A 22114-nucleotide genomic window follows, 5' to 3' on the forward strand; every position below is an offset into this window, starting at 1 on the left:
AGAGTGAGGGATTCTGCCTCCACTGCCCCGAAGGTGGTTCGCCATGCCCGATCCCGTGCTCGAGCCTGCGCTCGACCCCGTCCTCGACCACGAACGCGCGCACCTCGCCGCTGCACGCGCCCAACTCGCGCGCATGCGCGATTCGGCCGCCTCGCTCGACGCGTCGCGGGCCAGCGACGCCGTCAGCGGCGAGGCGCTCGGGGCGACGCTCGCCCGCCGCGTCGCGGCGCTGACCGACGACCCGTCGACGACGCTCTTCTTCGGCCGCATCGACTGGAGCGACCCGGCCGCGGGTGACGCCGCGCGCCTCGAGGAGCTCTACGTCGGGCGCCGCCACGTCTCCGACGAGGCAGGCGACCCGCTCGTCATCGACTGGCGGGCGCCCGTGTCGACGGCGTTCTACCGCGCCTCCCCTGCCGAACCGATGGGCGTGTCGCTGCGGCGGCGCTTCGGCGTCGAACGCGGCGAGCTGACGGCGTACGAGGACGAGCGTCTCGATGCTCCTGGGGGCACCGACGAGGCGGGCGCCGACGACCGGGCGGGCAGCGACATCCTCGCCGCCGAGATCGAACGCCCCCGCTCGGGCCCGATGCGCGACATCGTCTCGACGATCCAGCCCGAGCAGGACGCGCTCGTGCGCGCCGACGTCGCGACCACCGTCTGCATCCAGGGCGCGCCCGGCACCGGCAAGACCGCTGTCGGCCTGCACCGCGCGGCGTGGCTGCTGTACTCGTTCCGTGCCCGCCTCGATCGCGCCGGCGTCCTCGTCGTCGGCCCCAACGCGGCGTTCCTCGACCACATCTCCGCGGTGCTGCCGTCGCTCGGCGAGGCGCGCGTCGCGCACGCGACGATCGAGACGCTCCTCGACGGCAGCTACCGCGACGACACCCCGAAGAACCGACGCTGGCTCGTGCGCGGCGCGGACGAGGCGCAGGTCGCCGTCCTCAAGGGCGATGCGCGGTGGGCCGGCATCATCCACCGCGCGGTGTGGGCCCACGTCGGGCACCCCGACGAGGCGCTCGTCGTCCCCCGTGGCGCGCGACGCTGGCGGGTGCCCGCGTACGAGGTGGCCGAGATCGTCGCCGAACTCCGTTCGCGCGGCGTGCGATACGAGGCCGCGCGGGCGATGATGGCGCAGCGCCTCGCGCACAGCGTCATGCTGCAGCTCGAGGCCGCGGGCGACTCCCCCGACGATCGCGTCCAGGATTCCATCGCCCGCAGCGCGCCGGTGAAGGCGTACGTCAAGGCCCTGTGGCCGCAGCTCGACGCCGCCGGCGTCGTCCACCGCCTCCTTTCGGACGCCGACTTCCTGCACGAGTGCGCCGACGGCGACCTCGACCCGCACGAGGAAGCGAGCGCGGTGTGGGAGAAGCCGCCGCGCACCAAGGGGTCCGCCAAGTGGTCGCCGGCCGACCTCGCGCTGCTCGACGAGGCCGCCGACTGCATCGAACGCACGACCAGCCTCGGGCACGTCATCGTCGACGAGGCGCAGGACCTGTCGGCGATGCAGCTGCGCGGCGTCGGGCGCCGCTGCTCGACGGGCTCGGCGACGGTGCTCGGTGACGTCGCGCAGGCGACGACGCCGTGGGCACCGGGGTCATGGACTGCGACGATGACACACCTCGGCAAGAGCGACTTCCACCTCGAGGAGCTGCTGCAGGGCTTTCGCGTGCCCGCTGCCGTCATCGAATACGCCGCGCAGCTGCTGCCCGTCATCGTGCCCGGCCTCGCCGCACCGCAGTCCGTGCGCAGCAACCGCGGCGAACTCGACCTCGTCGAGACTGGCCCCGACGCGCTCGCGGCCGCCGTCACGGATGCGGTGCGCCATGCGACGACGACGCCCGGGTCGGTCGGCGTCATCGCCGTCCCCGGCGCGCTCGACGACATCGCGGAGGCACTGACACACGCCGGCATCGGCTTCGGGCGCCTCGGCGCGGATCACGGTGACGACGCCGACCATCAGATCGAGCTCGTGCCCGCGCAGGTCGCCAAGGGCCTCGAGTTCGACCGTGTCATCGTCGTCGAACCCGCCGACATCGCGGACGCCGAACCCGATGAGGCGACCGGCCTGCGGCGTCTCTACGTCGTGCTGACGCGCGCCGTCAGCGCCCTGAGTGTCGTCCACGCGCGCCCGATCCCGGCGCCGCTGACGTCGTGAGAGCGCACCCGGTCACGGCGCGCTGATCGCGGCGAGAACGTTGAGTTTCGCGGCGCGCCGCGCCGGCCACCAGGCGGCGAGGACGCCGACGAGGGCGGCGAGCAGGAGGAAGAGCGCGAGCCGCAGCCACGGGATGACGAGCACGTCGACGCCCGAGTTCGCCTGCGTGCGCTGGAACAACACCCCGAAGATCGTGCCGAGCACGACACCGATGACGGCGCCGACGAGCGAGATCGTCACCGCCTCGAGGCGCACCATGGAGCGCAACTGCGAGCGGGCGAGGCCGACGGCGCGCAGCAGGCCGATCTCGCGGGTGCGTTCGATGACGGACAGCGCGAGCGTGTTGATGATGCCGAGCACCGCGATGACGATGGCGAGACCGAGCAGGCCGTAGATGAGCACGAGCATCGTGTCGATCGGGGCTCGCTGCTCGGCGGCGTAGCCGGCCTGATCCTTGACCGTGACGGTCGGCAGATCGGCGACGACCGAGTCGAGCCCCTTCTTGACGTTCGCCGCATCCGCGCCGGGTCGGCGCAGCACGTAGAGGGTGTTGTCCTTCGTCGAGCCGCCCACCGCCTCGAACGTCGGCATGCTGACGACGTAGTCCGCCGCGCGCGGGCTCGCGTCACGGTCGAAGATGCCGATGACGGTGAGGCGCTTGACGTTCGCTCTGCCGATCGTCAGGCGCGTCACGTCTCCGACCGTGATGCCGTACGCCTTCGCCTTCTCCGACGAGATGAGCACGGAGCGATCGTCGAGGGCGTCCTTGCCGGAGTCGAGTTCGACGGGTGCGACCTGACGGAACGTGGCGGCGTCGACGCCTTCGATCGTCGCGGGCGCATCGTTGAACGTGCCGTCACCGAGACGCAGGCGCGAGACGGTCTGTACGCCGTCGACGCTGCGCATCCGCGTCGCGATGGAGGCGGAGATCGGCTCGGAGAACTGCCCGCTGACGACGTAGTCGCCGCGGAAGTTCTTCGCGATGAGCGCATCGACGCTGCCCGAGGCGGACGCGCCGAACACCGTCATCATCGACACGAGCGCCATGCCGATCATGAGGGCCGACGCGGTCGCCGCGGTGCGGCGCGGGTTGCGCAGGCTGTTCTCGGCCGCGAGCTGTGCGACGATTCCCGAGCGCGGGCGCGCCACGGCGGCGATCGCACGCACGACGGGACGCGCGAGCACCGGCGTCGCCGAGATCGTGCCGAACAGCATGAGCACCATGCCTGCGACGAACACCCAGATCGAGGTGTCGGCCGCGAGCTTCCAGGCGGCCAGGGCTGCACCGACGACGAAGACGAGGGCGCCGACGACGGCGCGGCGGCGCACCGTCTGCTCGGGTTCGACCTGGTCGTCGCGCATCGCCGCGATCGGTGAGATGCGCGAGGCTCGCCGCGCCGGCAGCCAGGCGGCGAGCGCCGTCACGCCGAGCCCGACGAGCAGCGACACCGCCACTGTGCGCGGTTCGAGGACGAGCCCACCGGTGTCGATGTCGGCGCCCAGCGCTGAGAGCAGCGCCGAGATGCCCTTCGCAAGCAGCACGCCGACCCCGATGCCGACGAGTGAACCCACGAGGCCGACGACGAGCGCTTCGACGAGCACGCTGGCGAGGACCTGGCGTGACGACGCGCCGAGTGCCCGCAGGAGCGCGAGTTCGCGGCTGCGTTGCGCGACGAGGATGCCGAAGGTGTTGACGATGAGGAACGAGCCGACGAGCAGCGCGACGCCCGCGAACACGAGCAGGAACGTCGTGATGAACGACAGCGCCTTCTTGATGCCGCTCGCGGCCTCGTCGGAGGCCTGCTTGCCGGTGACCGCCTCGAAACCCTTCGGCACGAACGGTTTGATCTGCTCGACGACGGTGCTCTGCGACACCCCGGGGCGCGCCTGGACCCACAACGAGGTGTAGGCGTCCTTGCCGTCGAGGAACAACTGCTGCGCAGTCTTCGTGTCGACGACCGCGAGCGTCGAGCCCACCATCGAGCCGTTCGCGTAGCTCGCGTACCCGACGAGCCGGCCGGACCAGCGCGGCGTCTGGCCCGAAGTCAGGATGCTGACGGTGTCGCCCAGGTGGTAGCCGCCGCGTTCGGCTGTCTTCGCATCGAGCGCGATCTCCCTCGCCGACGTCGGTGCCCGCCCCTGCGTGATGTGCAGCCCGGGCACGCCGTCGGCGGCGCGTGCGTCGTGGTAGTTCACCCCGAACGCGGGCGCCCCCTGGCCGCCGATGACCTTGCCGTTCTTCGCGAGGACGGTGGCGCTCATCGACGAGACGACGCCGTCGACCTGCGCGACGCCCTTGGCCGAGCGCGCCTTGGCGAGGACGTCGGGGCCGATCGTGCGCGTGTCGCCGCCGCGCGAGTGCTGCGAGGCGTCCTGGGTGGCACGCACGGTGGCGTCGCCGACGGTGCCGTTCATGATGCCGCTGAACGCGCGGTTGAGGGAGTCGGTGAACATGAGCGAGCCGGCGACGAACGCGACGCCGAGCACGATCGCGAACGTGCTCATGAGCAGGCGCAGCTTGCGCGCCCAGACGGCCTTGAGCGAGGTGGTGAGCACGTCAGCGCCTCGCGGCGGCGTCGAACGCCTTCATGCGATCGAGGACGCGCTCGGACGTCGGCTCACGCATCTCGTCGACGACGCGTCCGTCCGCGAGGAAGACGACGCGGTCGGTGAAGCCCGCGGCGACGGGGTCGTGCGTCACCATGACGATGGTCTGGCCGAGTCGGTCGACGCTGCGGCGCAGGAACGACAGCACCTCTTCGCCCGAGCGGGAGTCGAGGTTGCCGGTCGGTTCGTCCGCGAAGATGATGTCGGGCTGCGTGACGAGCGCCCGGGCGCACGCGACGCGCTGCTGCTGGCCGCCGGACAGCTGGCTCGGACGGTGCCCGAGCCGTTCGCGCAGGCCGACGGCATCGATGACGTCGTCGAACAGCTCTTGATCGACCTTTCTGCCCGCGATCGAGGCGGGCAGCATGATGTTCTCGCGCGCCGTCAGCGTCGGCACGAGGTTGAACGATTGGAAGATGAAGCCGATGTGGTCGCGCCGCAGCCGCGTGAGGCGCTTGTCGTCGAGGGAGCTGACCTCGACGTCACCGATGAACACCCGCCCCGACGTCGGCGTCTCCAGCGCCGCGAGGCAGTGCATGAGCGTCGACTTGCCCGAGCCGCTCGGGCCCATGACGGCGGTGAACTCGCCTTCGAACAGCTCGAGGCTCACCCCGTCGAGGGCGAGCACCCGGGCGTCACCCTCGCCGTAGGCCATCGTCAGGCCGTCGGCCTCGGCTGCCACCACACGCTTCGTCATGATGCCAAGGTAGCCGTCCGCACCGACAACCGTCCCCCGGGCCGCGAGACCGGCTCGTTCGTCCACAGCTGTGACGGCTGCGCGGCCCTGTGGACGGCCCGAAGCACGGGTGGGCGCCGTCGGCCTACCGTCGGAGGCAAGCGCCACGGGAGCAGCCCGCGCGCCCCACGAAAGGCACATCATGGCATCGCAGTACACCGTCGACTCCGACGCGATCTCCGCTCACGGCACCGACACCGCGACGCTCGTCACCGACCTCGAGACGTCGCTGACGAACCTCAACACGAAGCTGACGACGCTGCAGACGCAGTGGAAGGGTTCGGCGCAGACGAACTTCACCTCGCTCATGACGACGTGGAACACCGACATGAACAAGCTGAAGTCGACGCTCGACACGATCAGCTCGACGCTGCACCTCACGAGCAGCGAGTACTCGACGGCGGAGGACAACAACGTGCGCCGTTGGGTCACCGCCTGAGCGCGGCGCCTGCCGGCCGTCGGGCCCGACGAACGTGTCGGGCCCGACGGTTCGTCACAGCGCCGCGGCGAGCTCCGTGGCCTGCTTGATGGCGCGCTTCGCGTCGAGCTCTGCGGCGACGTCAGCACCGCCGATGACGGTGACCTTCGCCGGGTCGAGACCGAACGTGTCGGCCACCGACTCCTGACCCGCGCAGATGACGACGGTGTCGACGTCGAGCACGCGCTTGGTCGGCTCCTGGCCCTCGAACTTCGCCTTCGCCTCGGCGGGGACGCTCGCGTACTTCGCGTCGAGGGCCTTGAGCTGCGGCACCATCGTCAGGGGCAGGCCCGTCTTCTTCGACGCCTTCGTCAGCGGCCCGACGGCGCGCGGCGGCGTGGGCGTGATCGTCAGGTGAAGGCCGGCGTCGTCGACCTTGTCGTAGGTGGCGCCGCCGATGAACTCGACCTTCGAGTCCTTGAGCGTCTGACGGTGCACCCAGCCGCTCGTCTTGCCCAGGCCCTTGCCGAGCGCGGTGTGCTTGCGCTGCACGAGGTAGACCTGGCGGCGCGGCTTCTCCTTGACCTTCTCGACGATGTTGCCGGGCACCTTCTCCGACTCGGTGACGCCCCAGCGCTCCATCCAGTGCTTGAGGTTCTCGTGCGGCTCGTGCAGCAGGTACTCGCTGACGTCGAAGCCGATGCCACCGGCACCGACGACGGCGACGCGCTCACCGGCGACCTTCTCACCGCGCAACAACTCGTCGTACATGACGACCTTCGCGTGGTCAATGCCCTCGATGGCGGGGCGACGCGGCGTCACGCCCGTGGCGAGGACGACGTGGTCGTAACCGTCGAGCGTTTCGGCGTCGGCGCGTGTCGAGAGGCGGACGTCCACCTTCAACTCGTCCAGCCGCGTCATGAAGTAGCGCAGCGTCTCGGCGAACTCCTCCTTGCCGGGGATGTTCATCGCGAGACGGAACTGACCGCCGAGGTGGTCGCGTGCCTCGAAGAGGGTGACGTCGTGGCCGCGCTCGGCGAGGTTCGTCGCGGCGGCAAGCCCGGCGGGGCCCGCGCCGACGACGGCGACGCGCTTGGCGCGCGGCTTCGGCACGGGCAGCAGGACGAGCTCGCCCTCGCGTCCGGCCTGCGGGTTGACGAGGCAGCTCACCTTCTTGCCGCTGAACGTGTGGTCGAGGCACGCCTGGTTGCACGCGATGCACGTGTTGATCAGGTCGGCGCGGCCCGCCTGCGCCTTCTTGACGAAGTCGGGGTCCGCGAGCAGCGGACGCGCCATCGAGACCATGTCCGCGAGACCGTCCGCGATGATCTGCTCGCCCACCTCGGGGGTGTTGATGCGGTTGCTCGCGATGACGGGGATGTCGACCTCGGCGCGCAGCTTGCCCGTCGCCCACGCGAACGCGGCGCGCGGCACCGACGTCACGATCGTCGGGATGCGCGCCTCGTGCCAGCCGATGCCGGAGTTGAACATCGACACGTCACCCTGCAGGTGCTGCGCGAGCGTCGCGATCTCCTCGAACGTCTGGGAGTTGTCGACGAGGTCGGCCACGGAGATGCGGTACAGGACGAGGAAGTCGTCGCCGGCGGCATCGCGGACGGCGCGCGCGATCTCGCGCGGCAGCGTCATGCGCTTCTCGGCGGAGCCACCGAAACGGTCGGTGCGGTCGTTCGTGCGGGCGGCGAGGAATTGGTTGATGAGGTAGCCCTCGGAGCCCATGATCTCGACGCCGTCGTAGCCGGCCTCCTTCGCGAGGCGCGCCGAGTTCGCGTAGTCGCGGATCGTCTTCTCGACGTCCTTCGTGCTCATCGCGCGCGTGCCGAACGGCGTGATCGGCGACTTCTTGTTGGACGCGCTCTTGCTCCAGGGCGTGTAGCCGTAGCGGCCCGCGTGCAGGATCTGCATGACGATGCGCCCGTCGTGCTCGTGGACGGCGTCGGTGACGAGCTTGTGCCGCCCGAGCTGCCGCTTCGCCGTCAGCATCGAACCCATCGGCCCGAGCTGGCCGGTGATGTTAGGCGCGAAACCACCCGTCACCATGAGCGCGACGCCGCCCTCCGCACGTGCCGCGAAGTAGCGCGCGAGCTGCGGGAAGTCCTTGGCCTTGTCCTCGAAACCGGTGTGCATCGAGCCCATCATGACGCGGTTCTTCAGCGTGATGCCGCCGACGTCGAGGGGGCTGAGCAGGTGCTCGTAACTCATCGTGTTCTCCCGGGTGGTGGGGTGCGTTCGTTGTCGTGCGGTCTGTCGTTCACGCCATGCGGTCTGTCGTCCACGGCGACGCTCGCCGCGAGGTTCCCGTCGACGTCCACGTTCAGGTTTCCGTCCTCATCACCGTCCTCACCCCTGCGTGCAGGGGCACCCGGATGCACTTGCACGCAGGGGGTGGGCAGCGTCTCGCCGCTCAGCAGCGCCACCATCTCGTCGCACCACTCGAGCATGGCGCGTTCGGTGCGGATTCCCCCGCGCAGGACGGCGTAGGTCGGACGCTCCTCGTCGCTGAGGGATGACGGATCGGGGTAGTGCCTCGCGCAGTTGGCCTCGAAGTAGGCGAGCTGGGCGGCGTGCTCGTCGCGATGACGGCGGATGTCGGCGACGACGGCGTCCGCGTCGCCGAAGCGCATGCCGCGCACCTTGACGGCGAACTCGGAGCGCAGCGTCTCGCTCGGGGTGGGTGTGCGCGTCCACGCGAGTAGTTCCGCACGACCGGCCGGGGCGATCGTGTAGACGCGACGGTCGGGGCGCCCCTCGCCCGCCTCGGTGCGGACCTCGACGAGGCCTGCGTCCGCCATCTTGGCGAGGACGCGGTAGATCTGCTGGTGCGTCGCGCTCCAGAAGAACCCGAGCGAACGGTCGAAGCGCCGCGTCAGGTCATACCCGCTCGCCTCGCGCTCGGCGAGGGACACGAGCAACGCATGCTGCAACGACATGCACTTAGTTTCATATGCGCAGATGCGCATGTCAACCGCCTCGATGTTGCCCCGCGATTCGAGGCGCGGCGCCCCGAATCCCGGGCAACATCGCGAGAGGAAGTGCTCCCTGGACGACAAAAGGCTGACGCCCGCCCGAGCATTCACTCAGGCGGGCGTCAGCCCGTGGAGGCGGGCTTTCTCAGAAGCCCATGCTCTCTCGGGCTTCTTCCTCACACTCCGCTCCGGCCGGCCCCCGTCCTCGCATTCGCTCGGGGGGCGCCAGCCGTGGCGTACGTGCTTTTGTCAGAAGCCCATACCGCCCATGCCACCGTCCATGCCCGCCGCAGCGTCAGCGCCGGCGTTCTTCTCCGGCTTGTCAGCGATGACGGCCTCGGTCGTGAGGAACAGCGCCGCGATGGACGCAGCGTTCTCCAGCGCCGAACGCGTCACCTTCGCCGGGTCGATGATGCCCGAGGCGATCATGTCGACGTACTCACCGCTCGCAGCGTTCAGACCCTGACCGGCGGGAAGCGAGCGCACCTTCTCGACGATGACGCCCGGCTCGAGGCCCGCGTTCGTCGAGATCTGCTTGAGCGGAGCCTCGGCAGCGACGCGAACGATGTTCGCACCCGTCGCCTCGTCGCCCTCGAGAGCGGAGAAGGCCGACTCGGCGTCCTTCGTCGCCTGGATGAGCGCGACGCCACCACCGGCAACGATGCCCTCCTCGACGGCTGCCTTCGCGTTGCGCACAGCGTCCTCGATGCGGTGCTTGCGCTCCTTGAGCTCGACCTCCGTCGCGGCACCCGCCTTGATGACGGCGACGCCGCCGGCGAGCTTCGCGAGGCGCTCCTGCAGCTTCTCGCGGTCGTAGTCGGAGTCGGAGTTCTCGATCTCGGCGCGGATCTGCGCCACGCGGCCCTTGATCTGCTCGTCGTCGCCAGCACCTTCGACGATCGTCGTCTCATCCTTCGTCACGACGATCTTGCGGGCGCGGCCGAGCATGTCGAGCTCGGTCGACTCGAGCTTGAGGCCGACCTCCTCGGAGACGACCTGGCCGCCCGTGAGGATAGCGATGTCACCGAGCATCGCCTTGCGGCGGTCGCCGAAGCCGGGAGCCTTGACGGCGACGGCCTTGAACGTGCCGCGGATCTTGTTGACGACGAGCGTCGACAGGGCCTCGCCCTCGACGTCCTCGGCGATGATCGCGAGGGGCTTGCCGGACTGCATGACCTTCTCCAGGACGGGCAGCAGGTCCTTGATGTTCGAGATCTTCGAGTTGACGATGAGGATGTACGGGTCGTCGAGGACGGCCTCCATGCGCTCGGTGTCGGTGACGAAGTAGCCCGAGATGTAGCCCTTGTCGAAGCGCATGCCCTCGGTCAGCTCGAGGTCGAGGCCGAACGTGTTCGACTCCTCGACCGTGATGACGCCTTCCTTGCCGACCTTGTCCATCGCCTCGGCGATGAGCTCACCGATCTGCGGGTCAGCGGCGGAGATGGACGCGGTCGCAGCGATCTGCTCCTTCGTCTCGATCTCCTGGGCGTGCTCGAGCAGCTGCTTGCTGACGGCGTCGACGGCCGTCTGGATGCCGCGCTTCAGCGCCATCGGGTTCGCGCCGGCCGCGACGTTGCGCAGACCCTCGCGCACCATCGCCTGGGCGAGGACGGTGGCCGTCGTCGTGCCGTCACCGGCGACGTCGTCGGTCTTCTTCGCAACTTCCTTGACGAGCTCGGCGCCGATCTTCTCGTACGGGTCCTCGAGCTCGATCTCCTTGGCGATCGAGACACCGTCGTTGGTGATCGTGGGGGCGCCCCACTTCTTCTCCAGCACGACGTTGCGGCCCTTGGGGCCGAGGGTCACCTTCACGGCGTCGGCGAGCGTGTTCATGCCGCGCTCGAGGCCGCGACGGGCCTCCTCGTCGAAAGCAATGGTCTTGGCCATGGCTGTGGTTCCTCCACGTGACGTTCGGATCGACCACATCAGCGCCCGCGACGGACGGGCCCGATCACGCGCCGGTCATGTCGGCGCGCCCCGAACCCTCACTGCTGCAGTCAGGCTTTTGTCACTCTCACGATCAGAGTGCTAACCCCATGATTAGCACTCGCCCCCACCGAGTGCAAACCCTCCGCGCACGCACCCGCGTGTTGTTCGCTCATAGCGGCACCCCGACGTCTGTCGTGCGGCTGCCAAGATGGGCTGCGGCGCCACGAGAGCGGCGACATGCGGGGACGTGGCGGCGCGCTGAGCCGCGGTTCAGACGGTGCGTCGACGCCCCGCGCGGCGTCGCTGGATCCGCTTGACGAGCAACGGATCCGCGGCGGGCGCCGCCTCGGTGTCGGCGAGCTTGTTGAGCTGCTGGTAGTACTGCGTGCTCGTCAGCCCGAAGCGCTCCTTGATCGCCGCTTCCTTGGCGCCGGGCAGCTTCCACCACTCGCGTTCGAAGGCGAGCATCGCACGGTCGCGCTCGCTCAGCCCGGGCGCGTCGGCGTCACCGGGCACGTGGGCACCCGCGGGGGTCTCGATCATGGCCATCCGCTCAGGATACGAGGCCGCCCGGCCCGTTCCAACCGCGCTCGGGGCGGGTTGTCAGACCCGCGCGATAGGTTGGACACATGCCTCGTCCGTACGACGAACTCGTCCACCCGAGCTGGGTCGAACCCCTCGCGCCCGCCGCCGAGCACATCGCCGCCGCGGGGGCGTTCCTGCGTGACGAGGTGGCCGCGGGGCGCGGCTACCTGCCTGCGGGCGACGCCGTGCTGCGCGCGTTCACGCAGCCGTTCGACGAGGTGCGCGTCCTCGTCGTCGGCCAGGATCCGTACCCGACGCCCGGGCACCCGATCGGCCTGAGCTTCGCCGTCGCACCCGACGTGCGGCCCATCCCCCGCAGCCTCGCGAACATCTACACCGAACTGCACGACGACCTCGATATCACCCCACCCGAGCACGGTGACCTGTCGGCGTGGACCGATCAGGGGGTGCTGCTGCTCAACCGCGTCCTGACGGTGCAGCCCGGCAAGCCGGCGAGCCATCGCGGCAAGGGCTGGGAGCACGTCACCGCGACGGCGATCAACGCGCTCGTCGAGCGCGAGCAGCCCCTCGTCGCCATCCTGTGGGGGCGCGACGCGCGCTCACTCGCGCCGCACCTCGGCGACACGCCGACCGTCGAGTCGGCCCACCCCTCACCGTTGTCGGCCCGCGGCGGCTTCTTCGGCAGCAAGCCGTTCAGCCGCACCAACGCCCTGCTCGAAGAACTCGGCACGCACACGATCGATTGGCGCATCCCGTGACAGACACGACCCCCGACACCCGTACCGCCGAAGAGGCGCCCGCGGCCCGCAGCGGCCACGAGCGGACGTGGCGGCGCTACGTCGCCATCGGTGACTCCTTCACCGAGGGCATGAGCGACCCCGACCCGCGTCAGGACAACGCCTACCTCGGCTGGGCCGACCGGCTCGCCGTCGACCTCGCTCAGGTCGCCGACGGCGCGGGGCACGCATTTGAGTACGCGAACCTCGCGATCCGGGGCAAGCTGCTCGCCGACGTCGTCGGCCCGCAGCTCGACGCCGCGCTCGCGATGCAGCCCGACCTCGTCAGCATGGTCGGCGGCGGCAACAACATCATGCGCCCGAACGTCGACCTCGACGACGTTGCCGATCAGCTCGAGGCCGCCGTCGTCCGCCTCAAGGACGCCGGAGCCGACGTCATGCTCGCGACGATGGTCAACCCCACGGGTTCGAAGATCATGACCCGCTTGCGACCGCGCATCAGCTGGCACATCGCGAACCTGTGGGGCATCGCGCAGCGACACGACTGCTACGTGCTCGACGTGTGGGGCATGCGTGCACTGCGGGACATGCGCATGTGGGGTGCCGACCGCCTGCACCTGTCCCCCGAGGGCCACCGCCGTGTCGCGCAGCAGGCGGCGTGGACGCTGGGCCTGCCGACCGAGGGCGACTGGCTCGACCTGCTCCCGCCGCTCGAACCGAAGCCAGCCCGTCAGCGCCTGGCGGAGAACGCCGAGTGGTCGAAGGAATACTTCGGCCCGTGGATCGAACGCCGCCTGCGCGGCACGAGCTCGGGTGACGGGCGTGAGGCGAAACGCCCCCACCCGATGCCGATCGACCCGAGCGTCGCCGCCGAGCTGTTCCGACGGGCCTGACCACCCCGGCGTCCTCGCCCCGAGAACCGATCCGATCAGCCGACCGAGAGACAGAAGGCCACGAGGATGAATCGTTCCCTCACGACGGCGACCGCCGCCACCGCATCCGCCGCCGTGCTGGGTCTGTCCGGCTGCGGCGGGTCGAGCAGCACGAACTCGTCGGGCTCGAACGCCGCCGGCAGCTCCTCGCCCACGGCGAGCTCGAGCAAGACCATCACCGTCCTCGCCGCGGCCTCGCTCACCGAGAGCTTCACCAAGCTCGCCGAGGACTTCGAGAAGAACCACCCCGGCGTCGAGATCAAGATGAGCTTCGCAGGCAGCCAGGACATCGTGCGCCAACTCAAGGGTGGTGCACCGGCCGACGTCGTCGCCATGGCCGACACGACGACGCCCAAGACGATGCCGGCCGACATCACGCAGGGCAAGACCTGGACCGACTTCGCGACGAACGAACTCGAGATCGCGACGCCCAAGGGCAACCCGGGCCACGTCACCGACCTCGCGAGCCTCGCGAAGGTCAGCACCGTGCTGTGCGCCAAGACCGTGCCGTGCGGGCGCGCCGCCGACAAGGCGCTGGCGAAGGCGAACGTCCACGCGCACGTCGTCAGTTACGAGCAGAACGTCAAGTCGACGCTCGCGAAGGTCTCCTCCGGTGACGCGGACGCCGCGGTCGTGTACCGCACGGACGTCAAGGCCGCCGGTGACAAGGTGACGGGCGTCGATATCGCGTCCGGCTCGAACGTCAAGACGACGCTGCCGATCGCGACGTGGAGCAACAACGAGTACGCCAAGCAGTTCGTGCAGCTCATCACCGGCGCCGAGGGCCGCAAGGTGCTGAGCGACGCCGGGTTCGGCTCGCCGAGCTGACGTGAGCGCCCCCAGCGCCAGCAGAACGAGCCCCACCCGCCGCGCCCCCGATGCCGGCGGTGTGGTGCTCGGGGTGTTCGCAGCGGTCGCGGTCGCGTTCGTCGTCGTCCCGCTCGTTGCGCTGCTGCTGGAGGTGCGCTGGTCGCACTTCGCCGCCGACCTGCAGACCGCCGGCACACGCGAAGCTCTCCTGCTGTCGCTTCGCACCACGACGACGACGGCAGCCCTGTCCGCACTGTTCGGCACCCCTCTCGCCTGGTGGCTCTCACGCCTGCGGGGGCGTGCCGCCGCGTGGCTGCGGGCACTCGTCACGGTCCCCCTCGTGCTGCCGCCCGTCGTCGCCGGTGTCGCCCTGCTCGACGCGTGGGGGCGCGGCGGCCTCATCGGCACGGTGCTGCAGGACAGCTTCGGCACGTCGCTGCCCTACTCGTGGGTGCGCGTCGTGCTGGCCGAGACGTTCGTCGCGATGCCGTTCTTCGTCGTCGCCGCCGAAGGCGCGTTCCGCGGCATCGACGCTCGGTGGGCGCGCACCGCCACCGTGCTCGGCGCGAGCCGCTGGTACACGCTGCGCCGCGTCCTCATCCCGATGGCGGCGCCCGGCCTGCTCGCGGGGTTGACGCTCTCCTGGGCACGCGCTCTCGGTGAGTTCGGGGCGACGATGACCTTCGCCGGCAGCTTCCCCGGCACGACCCAGACGGGCCCCCTCGCGGTGTATCAGGCGCTCGACATCAGTCAGGACGCCGCCACCGCCCTCGCGGCCCTCATGCTCGGCATCTGCCTCGTCGTGCTCGCCGTGCTGCGCGGACGCTGGAGCGGTGCGCGATGAACCCGTCTTCCTCGCCCGAACCGCCTGAGACGCCCGAACCGGAGGGGCTGAGCTTCGCCGGCACGATGCGGCGCGGCTCGTTCGAGCTCGAGGCCGCGTTCACGTGCGCTCCGGGCGAGGTGCTCGGGGTGCTCGGCCCCAACGGCAGCGGCAAGTCGACGCTCGTGGCCGGCATCAGCGGCCTCGAACATCTCACGAGCGGTGAGCTGCGCGTCGGGGAAGCCTGTTGGGACGACGGGCGCGGTCACGCCGTGCCCCCCGGCCGCCGTCAGGTGGGTCTCATGACCGCGGCGGGCGACATCTTCGGCCATCTCGACGCCCTCGAGAACATCGCGTTCGGGCTGCGGGCGCGGGGCGTAGCGCGCTCCGCAGCGCGCCGTCGTGCGCGGCAGGAGCTCGAGCAGGTGGGCATCGCCGACCTCGCGAGCCGCCGTCCGCACGAGTTGTCGTCAGGCCAGGCACAACGCGTCGCTCTGGCCCGCGCACTGGCCCTCGACCCTCGGGTGCTGCTGCTCGACGAGCCGCTCTCGGCCATCGACCAGAGCGGCCGCGACGAGTTGCGCGCGCTGCTCGGCGAGCGCCTCGCGCGCACCGACGCCGTCACCCTGCTCGTCACTCACGACCCGCTGGAGGCACTGACGCTCGCCGACCGGCTGCTGTTCCTCGAAGCCGGGCGCGTGACGCAGCTCGCCCCGCCGCAGGAGGTCGTGCGCTATCCGCGCACGGCGTTCGCCGCCCGCGTCGTCGGCCTCAACCTGTGGCGAGGGACGAGCGACGGTCGCGCCATCACGAGACCGGGTGGCGCCCGCATCATGGCCGCCGACGTGCCGCCGTCGGGCGAGCGGGCGTTCGCGGCCTTCGCGCCGACCGCGGTCTCGCTGTGGCGCGAGGTGCCCGCCGGATCGCCTCGCAACACCTGGCCGCTCGTCGTGCAGCAGATCGAGCACACCGGGACGTCGGCCCGCGTGCACCTGCGGGGTGACGCAGGCGTCGCGGCCGATCTCGTGGCCGACGTGACGCTCGAGGCCGTCACCGAACTCGGCCTGCACCGCGGCTCGCACGTCGCAGCGAGCGTCAAGGCCACCGACGTCACGCTGTACCGCTGAGCCCCAGCGCGCGAGCTCCTCCTGCCCTCCTGCACCATCGCGACGGCCTCGCCGGACCCTCTTGCGCCCAGTTGCACCCGGGTGCTCTTGCACGCAGGTGCATCTGGGCGCACGGAGGCGGGGCCGCCGCGTCGTCGGAGCGACACGACGAGCCAGGCGCCGCGGGAACGAGGGTGACCCACCCCACATTTCATTCGCACCGCTCGTTAGAGTGCGTCACATGAAGATCACGCAGCACACCGTCGCTCTCATCTCCGGTGCCGGCTCGGGCCTCGGCGAGGCCACCGCCCGCCGCCTGCACGCCGACGGCGCGGCCGTCGTCATCGCCGACCTACCGAGTTCGAACGGCCAGGCCGTCGCCGACGACCTGGGCGAGCGCGCCCTGTTCGTCCCCACCGACGTGCGCGACGAGGAGCAGGTGCGCCAGGGCGTCAACGCCGCCGCCGAACTCGGTGAGCTGCGCATCGCCGTCGCCTGCGCCGGGGTCGGCACCCCGGGGCGCGTGCTCGGCAAGAACGGCGTCCACGCGCTCGAGAAGTACCGCACCGTCATCGACATCAACCTCGTCGGCACCTTCAACCTGCTGCGTCTGGCCGCCGAGGCGATGGTCGCGAACGAGCCCTCCCCCACCGACGACGGCGCACCGGACGCGCACGGTGACCGCGGCGTCATCGTCATGACGGCCAGCGCCGCCGCCTACGACGGCCAGATCGGTCAGGCGGCCTACGCCTCGAGCAAGGGCGGCATCGTCGGGCTGACGCTCCCCGCCGCGCGCGACCTCGCCGACAGCCACATCCGCGTCATGACGATCGCGCCCGGCACGATGGAGACGCCGATGCTCGCGGGGCTGCCGGAAGCGGCGCGCGAATCGCTCGGCAAGGTCGTGCCGCACCCCTCGCGCCTCGGCCGCCCGAGCGAGTACGCGGCACTCGTCGAGCACATCGTCGCGAACCCGCTGCTCAACGGTGAGGTCATTCGTCTCGACGGTGCGCTGCGTATGCCGCCGAAGTGAACCCCGGGTCCTCGTCCCAGATCTTCACCTCGGCCCCGCGCAGCAGGTTGACGTACAGAAGACCGAAACAGAAGAGTGCGATGCCACCGACGACGTCGAGGACGAAGTGGTTGCCCGTCGCCATGACGTCCCAGTACGTGACGAGCGGGTAGAGCCAGGCGGCGCGGGCCCACACGGGCCGGCGCCGCTTCCACGTGTCGTACACGACGTAGGCGACCCAGGTGGACCAGGCGCAGTGCAGGCTCGGCATCGCGGCGTACAGGTTGGCCGATTGCGACGGGTCACGCGCGAGGCGACCGCCCATGATGTTGTAGACGGCGTTGATGTCGATCATGCCGTCGACGGCAAACCGGGGCGGGGCCATCGGCAGCAACCAGAACACGAGCAGGCTGGGCAGCGTCATCGCGATGAGCAACCGTCTGAGGCGCCGGAACCCGTCCGGGTTCATCCACCAGGCCCACGCGAGCGCGATGGGCACCGTCGCGAGCACCATGCCGTAGTAGTACCCGGCGCCCTGCGCGAGGACGGGCACCTCGGCGAGCGATGAGTTGAGCCATCGTTCGATGTCGATGCGCAGCCACTGCTCCAGGTCGAACAGGCGGTGCGCATGCCGGACCGATTCGTCGTGCTCTCCGCGGATGTGCTCCTGCGCGAACGTGAAGTACTGGAAGAACATCCAGAACAGGAACAACTCGATGAGTAGCGCTGGGCGGCCACCGAGCGGGCGCACGAGCGCCCTCACGAAGCGGGGCGGCGGCTCGGTGGTGCTCAGCGAGAAGTCGTCACGCGACGGCGTCAGGTCGCGCATCGAACGCTCGGCAGGCGTGAGGGAGCCGGGCATGCCACTCCTCACCTCGTCGCGGCCGTCGAACAAAACACGTCAGTGTATCCCCGCGCACTCAGGCAGGCCGAGCCTCGGGGGCGGGCCCGCTCAGTGGCGGTCGATCAGGACGTACGACGCCGCCGCCGACAGTGCCGCCACCCCGACGACGGACGGCCACGCGCCGATCTTCTTCGCGAGCGGGTGCGAGGCGCCGAACCCGCCGACGTACACGGCGGTCAGCGCCGCCGTCTGGGCCGCGCCGCCCTTGGCGAGCCACGTGCGGCCCGCGTACCCACCGGCGAGCGCGAGCACGACACCCCCGAGCGGACGGATGCCCGTCTCACGGGCGGTGAGGTAACCGCCGAGGAGACCGAGGGCGGCGACGGGTGCGGTTTCGACGTCTGCTGCAGGCTTGAGATTCATGCCCTCATCGTAGGTCGTCGCCCGACGGGACGGGCATCGCGACCCGCCTCGTATAAGATCACAGGGCTGCCGATACCGGCAGTGTGCTGGAGTGGCGCAATCGGTAGCGCACCTGTCTTGTAAACAGGTGGTTGTGGGTTCGAGTCCCATCTCCAGCTCTCACCGCCCGCCTGCCCGGCCAGGGCACACGACGAGGGCCCCACCGCTTCGAAGCGGTGGGGCCCTCGTCGTCGATCAGGCGATCAGACGCGCGATCAGTGGTTGTTCAGGTGCGCCTGCAGGGCGCGGACGGTGCGGGCGTTGAGGTACGTCGCGCCGTCCTGGGAGATGCCGAGCTTCGACTGCAGCGCGGCGACCGTGCGGGGGCCGATGATGCCGTCGGGCGTCGTGCCGACCGTGCGCTGGAGGGCCATCTTCGTCTGCGGGCCGACGATGCCGTCACGGTACGTGCCGACCCAGGCCTGCAGCGAGCGAGCGGTCTGGCGACCGAGGATGCCGTCGACGGCGAGCTTGCCGGACGTCGCGGCGGGAGCCTTGACGGCAGAACGAGCGGTGGAACGCGACACCTGCGTGTTCGCGGCCGCAGCGGCAGGAGCCGCAGCGGTGCTGCCACCGTTGGCGCGGGTCAGGCCACCGCGCACGGAGCACACAGGCCAGGCGCCGGGGCCCTGGACGGCTAGGGTCTTCTGGGCGATCGCGATCTGCTGCTCGCGCGTGGCGAGGTCGGCGCGAGCGGCGTACTGCGTGCCACCGAAGCCGGCCCACGTCTGCTGCGTGAACTGCAGGCCGCCGTAGAAGCCGTTGCCCGTGTTGATGTGCCAGTTGCCGCCCGCTTCACAGGCGGCGACGCGGTCCCAGACCGAACCGGCCGGTGCAGCCGAGGCGGTGGTGGCGCTCGTGACGCCGGCGCCGACGGTGGCGGCACCGACGAGGGCGACGCCCGCAGCCTTGCGACCCATGGTCGAGTCGGAGGGAGCGGAGTGCTTCGGGGTGTAACCCATGGAGGTGTTTCCTTTCCTGACGACGCCGGTGAGGTGAGCTGTCGGGTTCGAGCGGTCAGGTGCTCGGCCGGTTCGGGACCGGCTTCACCCCAAGGCACTCAACGAGTGCCACGAGTGGGTCCCCCACCCTCGTCTGCGGTTCGCACGGTGCGAATGAAGCGGCGCCCGACGAGGTTTGGCGTTGGCGCTGCCCGCGAATTCTTGGTGTGTTGAGTTGTGAGCCGCTTGGGCGACACTCACGACATCGCCTCAGCGAGGAGAACGTTACGCGACCTACGTCACAAAATGTGAATCACCGCGGCCCCCGCCGTCGCCGCGCGCGAGAACCCCCCGCCCGTCAGCGGCGACGAGCCCTGCGGCGCTGCACGATCGGGCGGTCGAAAGGCGCCGACAGCACGTCCCCGAGAAGCGCCCCCGTGCTCAGCGCGAGGGCGATCCCGACGGCGCCGAGCATCGTCGTCACCCCGACCCCGGACTGCGCCACGCGCGTCGCTCCGAGCAGTGAACCCGACACGGACTCGTACATGCCGCGGAAGATGCGCAGGCCGGGCAGCATCGGCGAGACCGCGGGCATGACGAGCACGAGCGCGGGGGCGCCGAGGCGCAGCGCGAGCAGTCGCGCGCAGAACCCGACGGCCGTCGCGGCCATCGCGGTCGCCGTCGTCGCGCCGAGGCCGATGGAGCTGACGAGGAACGTCACGCCGCCCACGCCCAGGGCGCCCATGACGGCCGTCGGCACGAGCATCCGGACACGCGAACGCATCGTCACGGCCGAGCAGACCGCGCCGAGCGCGCCGCAGGCAACCTGGAGCAGAAAGGTCGTCGACGGCGAGTCGTAACGCAGCACCCCGGGCGACTGGAGCCCGAGGTCGAGGGCGTTGTCGAGACTCAGCGTCAAGGACAACCCCGCACCGACGCCGACCGTGATGCCCGCGCAGGCGAGGATCACCGTCAGCACGCGCCCGGAGGCGGTAACGGGATAACCGGTGACGGCGTCCTCGACCGCGGACGCCATCTGACGACCGGGCAGCAGCGCGACGATGCCGCCCGAGATCGCGTACGCGAAGTCGGCCATCGTCATCGAGCCGGGCAGGTGGGTGGCGACGAACTCGCCGACGAGATGACTCTGGTGCGACATGTACGCGAGCCACGCGAGCATCGTCGAGGCGAGTCCGCCGGCGGCCGCCGAGTAGAAGCTCGGCACCCCCAGGTTGCTCAGCACGCGCCCGATGCGGTCGACGATGATCGCCGACACGAACGCGACGGCGACGGCCATCCAGCTACCACCGAGGATCGTCGCGACCGACGCGGCGAGACCACCGAACGCGACCGAGACGAGCCATCGCGGGTACAGCCGCGGCATCCGCTGGATGCGCCGCAACTGCTTCGTCGCCTCGTCGAGATCCATGCCGCCCGCGACGAGGCGCTCGACGAACTGGTGCACGGCCGTCAGCCGGGAGAAGTCACGCGTCGACGAACGGGCGACGCGCAGCATCGTCAGCGGCGGATGGCCCGGATGCGGTGACGGCGTCTGCAGCAGCAGCGCCTGGTTCGTGATGTCGACCTCGAGACGGCGCAGCCCCGCCGATGCGGCGACGGCGACGACGCTCGACTCGACGTCACGCGTGCTCGCCCCGCAGCGCAGCAACAACTCCCCCACGCGCACGGCGATGTCGAGCGCCTTGTACTGGGCCGAGTCGTCGCTGACTCCCGCGAGGACGTTCGGGTCGCGGTAGGGAGTGTTCTTCAGCGCATCGGCGATGGGCAGCGGCTCGGTGACCGGTTCGCTGCGCAGGAACCGCATCCGCGGCGCCAGGACCGGCTGCGTGTTCTCGGAGATCGGGTTGGGCCCCGTCGTGCCGTGCTCTCGTCCGTACTGACCCATTCTGTGATCCTAGGACGCCGAACGTGACGATCCCTCGGCGCGCGCTGTGGACGCGCTGTGGTGCATCGACTCAGCGATGCACGCTCGGCGCGTACCGCGCCAGCGGGTCGTCGATGCCGCCCGTCAACGGGAACCACGAGATGTCGCCCTGCTGCAGGAACGAGCCGACCAGCATGAACAGGCCGAGGCCGACGGCGATGCCCGCGACGATGCGCGTCGCGTTCTGCGGCACGAGGCCGCGCACGAGCGAGCGCGAACCGCGCCGGTAGCCGACCGAACCGGCGCCTCGCCACAGCGAGAGCTGCGCGGCGCCTGCGCCGAGCACGAGCGGCAGCGCCCACCACACGCGCGGCACGCCGCCGCGCACGGCCACCCAGCCGATGCCGACGAGCGCCGCGACGCAGGCGAAGACGACGGTCGGCAGGATGAGGGCGAACAGCGTCGACAGCGTCGCGCGCAACGCGTGCCACGGCGCACTCGCGACGGCGACCGCGCCGTCGCTGCGTCGTCGTCCGGCCTCGTAGCGTCGCAGGACGGTCTGGGTGATCGTGGAGTCGCTGAAGCGCGCGGCGAGGTTCCACACGACGAGCAGCACGAGCCCGACGACGGGCACGAGCGCCGTCACGCCCAACCACAGGACGAAGATCGCCTGCAGCGTTCCCGATCGATGCGGCAGGTTGATGCGCGGGTCGTGTTCGCCCGGGCGCGACTGCGGTTTCGGCGCGGGCGGAACGGGCGCGGAGCCGTACGGGCTCGGGTTGGCATACCCCTGGGCGCCCTGACGCACCGGCGCGCCCTGCTGGGCACGCTCGGCGTCCGTCGGCCCCGCACTCACCGGTGGCGGCGTCACCGGCGCGACGCGCGTGGCGTCCGGACGGCCGAGCACGGCCGTCGCGTCGGGGCGGGGTCGCTGCCGTTCGGGGCGAGCGGCGCGCGCATCGGCCGTGCGTCGCACCGGCACGTACGTCGTCGGTTCGCCGCGCGCGTACCGCTCCATCTGTTCGATGACCTGCTGGGCCGACGGTCGCTCCTCCGGCACCGGGCTGAGCGCGGCGGCGAGCAGGGGCCGCAGCCGCGCGTCGACGCCGTCGAGGTTCGCCTGACCACGCGTCACGCGGTCGAGCACCGCCGGCATCGGGCCGCGCCCGAACGGCGGCTCGCCC

The 22114-nt window shown here is 70.6% G+C and carries 18 protein-coding genes, 1 tRNA gene, 1 pseudogene and 1 riboswitch; of the genes and pseudogenes, 9 read left to right on the plus strand and 11 right to left on the minus strand.

Annotated features, from left to right (window positions below):
- The first annotated feature begins 43 nt into the window (after positions 1-43).
- The gene (locus tag AX669_RS12725) at positions 44-2158 is read left to right on the plus strand and encodes an AAA family ATPase (protein WP_062258778.1); all 2115 of its coding nucleotides are present in this window, start codon (positions 44-46) and stop codon (positions 2156-2158) included.
- Between the two features lie 12 nt (positions 2159-2170).
- Here AX669_RS12725 and AX669_RS12730 read toward each other — a convergent pair whose 3' ends face one another.
- Both AX669_RS12730 and AX669_RS12735 read right to left on the minus strand, forming a co-directional pair.
- Positions 2171-4714 (minus strand): ABC transporter permease, encoded by a 2544-nt coding sequence (locus tag AX669_RS12730; RefSeq protein WP_062258780.1) that lies wholly within the window; start codon positions 4712-4714, stop codon positions 2171-2173.
- 1 nt (position 4715) lies between these two features.
- Positions 4716-5462 carry an ABC transporter ATP-binding protein gene (locus tag AX669_RS12735; protein ID WP_197418918.1) on the minus strand — a complete coding sequence of 249 codons (747 nt, stop codon included), beginning with the start codon at positions 5460-5462 and terminating at the stop codon, positions 4716-4718.
- Between the two features lie 181 nt (positions 5463-5643).
- On the opposite strand from AX669_RS12735, the gene AX669_RS12740 reads away from it, so the two are divergent.
- Positions 5644-5940, plus strand: coding sequence for a WXG100 family type VII secretion target (locus AX669_RS12740; RefSeq protein ID WP_006943722.1), 297 nt, complete (start codon positions 5644-5646; stop codon positions 5938-5940).
- Between the two features lie 54 nt (positions 5941-5994).
- Here AX669_RS12740 and AX669_RS12745 read toward each other — a convergent pair whose 3' ends face one another.
- The 4 genes from AX669_RS12745 to AX669_RS12760 all read right to left on the minus strand — a co-directional run bounded on the left by AX669_RS12745 (position 5995) and on the right by AX669_RS12760 (position 11381).
- Positions 5995-8139 (minus strand): NADPH-dependent 2,4-dienoyl-CoA reductase, encoded by a 2145-nt coding sequence (locus tag AX669_RS12745; protein WP_062258782.1) that lies wholly within the window; start codon positions 8137-8139, stop codon positions 5995-5997.
- A complete protein-coding gene (locus tag AX669_RS12750) occupies positions 8136-8867 on the minus strand; it encodes a PadR family transcriptional regulator (RefSeq protein ID WP_062258784.1) in 732 nt (243 codons plus the stop codon). Before AX669_RS12750 ends, AX669_RS12745 begins: the two co-directional genes overlap by 4 nt.
- A gap of 285 nt (positions 8868-9152) precedes the next feature.
- Positions 9153-10790 (minus strand): chaperonin GroEL, encoded by a 1638-nt coding sequence (gene groL / locus AX669_RS12755; protein ID WP_006943711.1) that lies wholly within the window; start codon positions 10788-10790, stop codon positions 9153-9155.
- A 312-nt stretch (positions 10791-11102) separates the two neighbouring features.
- Entirely contained in the window at positions 11103-11381 is a 279-nt protein-coding gene (locus tag AX669_RS12760; protein WP_062258786.1) for a DUF3263 domain-containing protein, read from the minus strand.
- Between the two features lie 80 nt (positions 11382-11461).
- Here AX669_RS12760 and AX669_RS12765 point away from each other — a divergent pair, with 80 nt between their 5' ends.
- From AX669_RS12765 to AX669_RS12790, 6 genes are all read left to right on the plus strand, one after another.
- Entirely contained in the window at positions 11462-12136 is a 675-nt protein-coding gene (locus tag AX669_RS12765) for a uracil-DNA glycosylase (protein ID WP_006943720.1), read from the plus strand.
- Positions 12133-13008 (plus strand): SGNH/GDSL hydrolase family protein, encoded by an 876-nt coding sequence (locus tag AX669_RS12770; protein ID WP_082740970.1) that lies wholly within the window; start codon positions 12133-12135, stop codon positions 13006-13008. The genes AX669_RS12765 and AX669_RS12770 overlap by 4 nt, the downstream gene beginning before the upstream one ends.
- 66 nt (positions 13009-13074) lie before the next feature.
- Positions 13075-13875 (plus strand): molybdate ABC transporter substrate-binding protein, encoded by an 801-nt coding sequence (gene modA / locus AX669_RS12775; RefSeq protein WP_062258788.1) that lies wholly within the window; start codon positions 13075-13077, stop codon positions 13873-13875.
- Position 13876: 1 nt separating this feature from the next.
- A complete protein-coding gene (gene modB, locus AX669_RS12780) occupies positions 13877-14701 on the plus strand; it encodes a molybdate ABC transporter permease subunit (RefSeq protein ID WP_338127065.1) in 825 nt (274 codons plus the stop codon).
- On the plus strand, positions 14698-15807 hold the full coding sequence (locus AX669_RS12785) for an ABC transporter ATP-binding protein (protein ID WP_062258792.1): 1110 nt from the start codon (positions 14698-14700) through the stop codon (positions 15805-15807). Before modB ends, AX669_RS12785 begins: the two co-directional genes overlap by 4 nt.
- 220 nt (positions 15808-16027) lie before the next feature.
- A complete protein-coding gene (locus AX669_RS12790; RefSeq protein ID WP_006943715.1) occupies positions 16028-16819 on the plus strand; it encodes an SDR family NAD(P)-dependent oxidoreductase in 792 nt (263 codons plus the stop codon).
- Here the strand turns inward: AX669_RS12790 and AX669_RS12795 are convergent.
- Both AX669_RS12795 and AX669_RS12800 read right to left on the minus strand, forming a co-directional pair.
- On the minus strand, positions 16779-17660 hold the full coding sequence (locus tag AX669_RS12795) for a phosphatase PAP2 family protein (protein WP_062258794.1): 882 nt from the start codon (positions 17658-17660) through the stop codon (positions 16779-16781). The genes AX669_RS12790 and AX669_RS12795 overlap by 41 nt on opposite strands.
- Positions 17661-17750: 90 nt before the next feature.
- Positions 17751-18065 (minus strand): hypothetical protein, encoded by a 315-nt coding sequence (locus tag AX669_RS12800; RefSeq protein WP_006943710.1) that lies wholly within the window; start codon positions 18063-18065, stop codon positions 17751-17753.
- Positions 18066-18150: 85 nt separating this feature from the next.
- On the opposite strand from AX669_RS12800, the gene AX669_RS12805 reads away from it, so the two are divergent.
- Positions 18151-18223: transfer RNA gene (locus tag AX669_RS12805), tRNA-Thr, on the plus strand.
- 96 nt (positions 18224-18319) lie between these two features.
- On the opposite strand, the gene AX669_RS14115 is transcribed toward AX669_RS12805, so the two are convergent.
- The 3 genes and pseudogenes from AX669_RS14115 to AX669_RS13730 all read right to left on the minus strand — a co-directional run.
- A complete protein-coding gene (locus AX669_RS14115; protein WP_006943724.1) occupies positions 18320-19066 on the minus strand; it encodes a transglycosylase family protein in 747 nt (248 codons plus the stop codon).
- A gap of 6 nt (positions 19067-19072) precedes the next feature.
- Positions 19073-19226: riboswitch (cyclic di-AMP (ydaO/yuaA leader) on the minus strand.
- Positions 19227-19403: 177 nt separating this feature from the next.
- Positions 19404-20951, minus strand: coding sequence for a threonine/serine exporter ThrE family protein (locus tag AX669_RS12815; protein ID WP_062258796.1), 1548 nt, complete (start codon positions 20949-20951; stop codon positions 19404-19406).
- A 70-nt stretch (positions 20952-21021) separates the two neighbouring features.
- A pseudogene (locus tag AX669_RS13730) lies at positions 21022-22114 on the minus strand (hypothetical protein); the annotation flags it as partial.

This window comes from Dermacoccus sp. CCH2-D9, from assembly GCF_001556795.1.
Taxonomy (GTDB): Bacteria; Actinomycetota; Actinomycetes; order Actinomycetales; family Dermatophilaceae; genus Dermacoccus; species Dermacoccus nishinomiyaensis.

Bases quoted from the DNA above. Each gene is read 5' to 3' on its own strand.
- AX669_RS12725 (WP_062258778.1), top strand. From the start codon at position 44: ATGCCCGATCCCGTGCTCGAGCCTGCGCTCGACCCCGTCCTCGACCAC.
- AX669_RS12735 (WP_197418918.1), bottom strand. From the start codon at position 5,462: ATGACGAAGCGTGTGGTGGCAGCCGAGGCCGACGGCCTGACGATGGCC.
- AX669_RS12740 (WP_006943722.1), top strand. From the start codon at position 5,644: ATGGCATCGCAGTACACCGTCGACTCCGACGCGATCTCCGCTCACGGC.
- AX669_RS12745 (WP_062258782.1), bottom strand. From the start codon at position 8,139: ATGAGTTACGAGCACCTGCTCAGCCCCCTCGACGTCGGCGGCATCACG.
- AX669_RS12750 (WP_062258784.1), bottom strand. From the start codon at position 8,867: ATGTCGTTGCAGCATGCGTTGCTCGTGTCCCTCGCCGAGCGCGAGGCG.
- groL (WP_006943711.1), bottom strand. From the start codon at position 10,790: ATGGCCAAGACCATTGCTTTCGACGAGGAGGCCCGTCGCGGCCTCGAG.
- AX669_RS12760 (WP_062258786.1), bottom strand. From the start codon at position 11,381: ATGGCCATGATCGAGACCCCCGCGGGTGCCCACGTGCCCGGTGACGCC.
- AX669_RS12765 (WP_006943720.1), top strand. From the start codon at position 11,462: ATGCCTCGTCCGTACGACGAACTCGTCCACCCGAGCTGGGTCGAACCC.
- modA (WP_062258788.1), top strand. From the start codon at position 13,075: ATGAATCGTTCCCTCACGACGGCGACCGCCGCCACCGCATCCGCCGCC.
- AX669_RS12785 (WP_062258792.1), top strand. From the start codon at position 14,698: ATGAACCCGTCTTCCTCGCCCGAACCGCCTGAGACGCCCGAACCGGAG.
- AX669_RS12790 (WP_006943715.1), top strand. From the start codon at position 16,028: ATGAAGATCACGCAGCACACCGTCGCTCTCATCTCCGGTGCCGGCTCG.
- AX669_RS12795 (WP_062258794.1), bottom strand. From the start codon at position 17,660: ATGCCCGGCTCCCTCACGCCTGCCGAGCGTTCGATGCGCGACCTGACG.
- AX669_RS12800 (WP_006943710.1), bottom strand. From the start codon at position 18,065: ATGAATCTCAAGCCTGCAGCAGACGTCGAAACCGCACCCGTCGCCGCC.
- AX669_RS14115 (WP_006943724.1), bottom strand. From the start codon at position 19,066: ATGGGTTACACCCCGAAGCACTCCGCTCCCTCCGACTCGACCATGGGT.
- AX669_RS12815 (WP_062258796.1), bottom strand. From the start codon at position 20,951: ATGGGTCAGTACGGACGAGAGCACGGCACGACGGGGCCCAACCCGATC.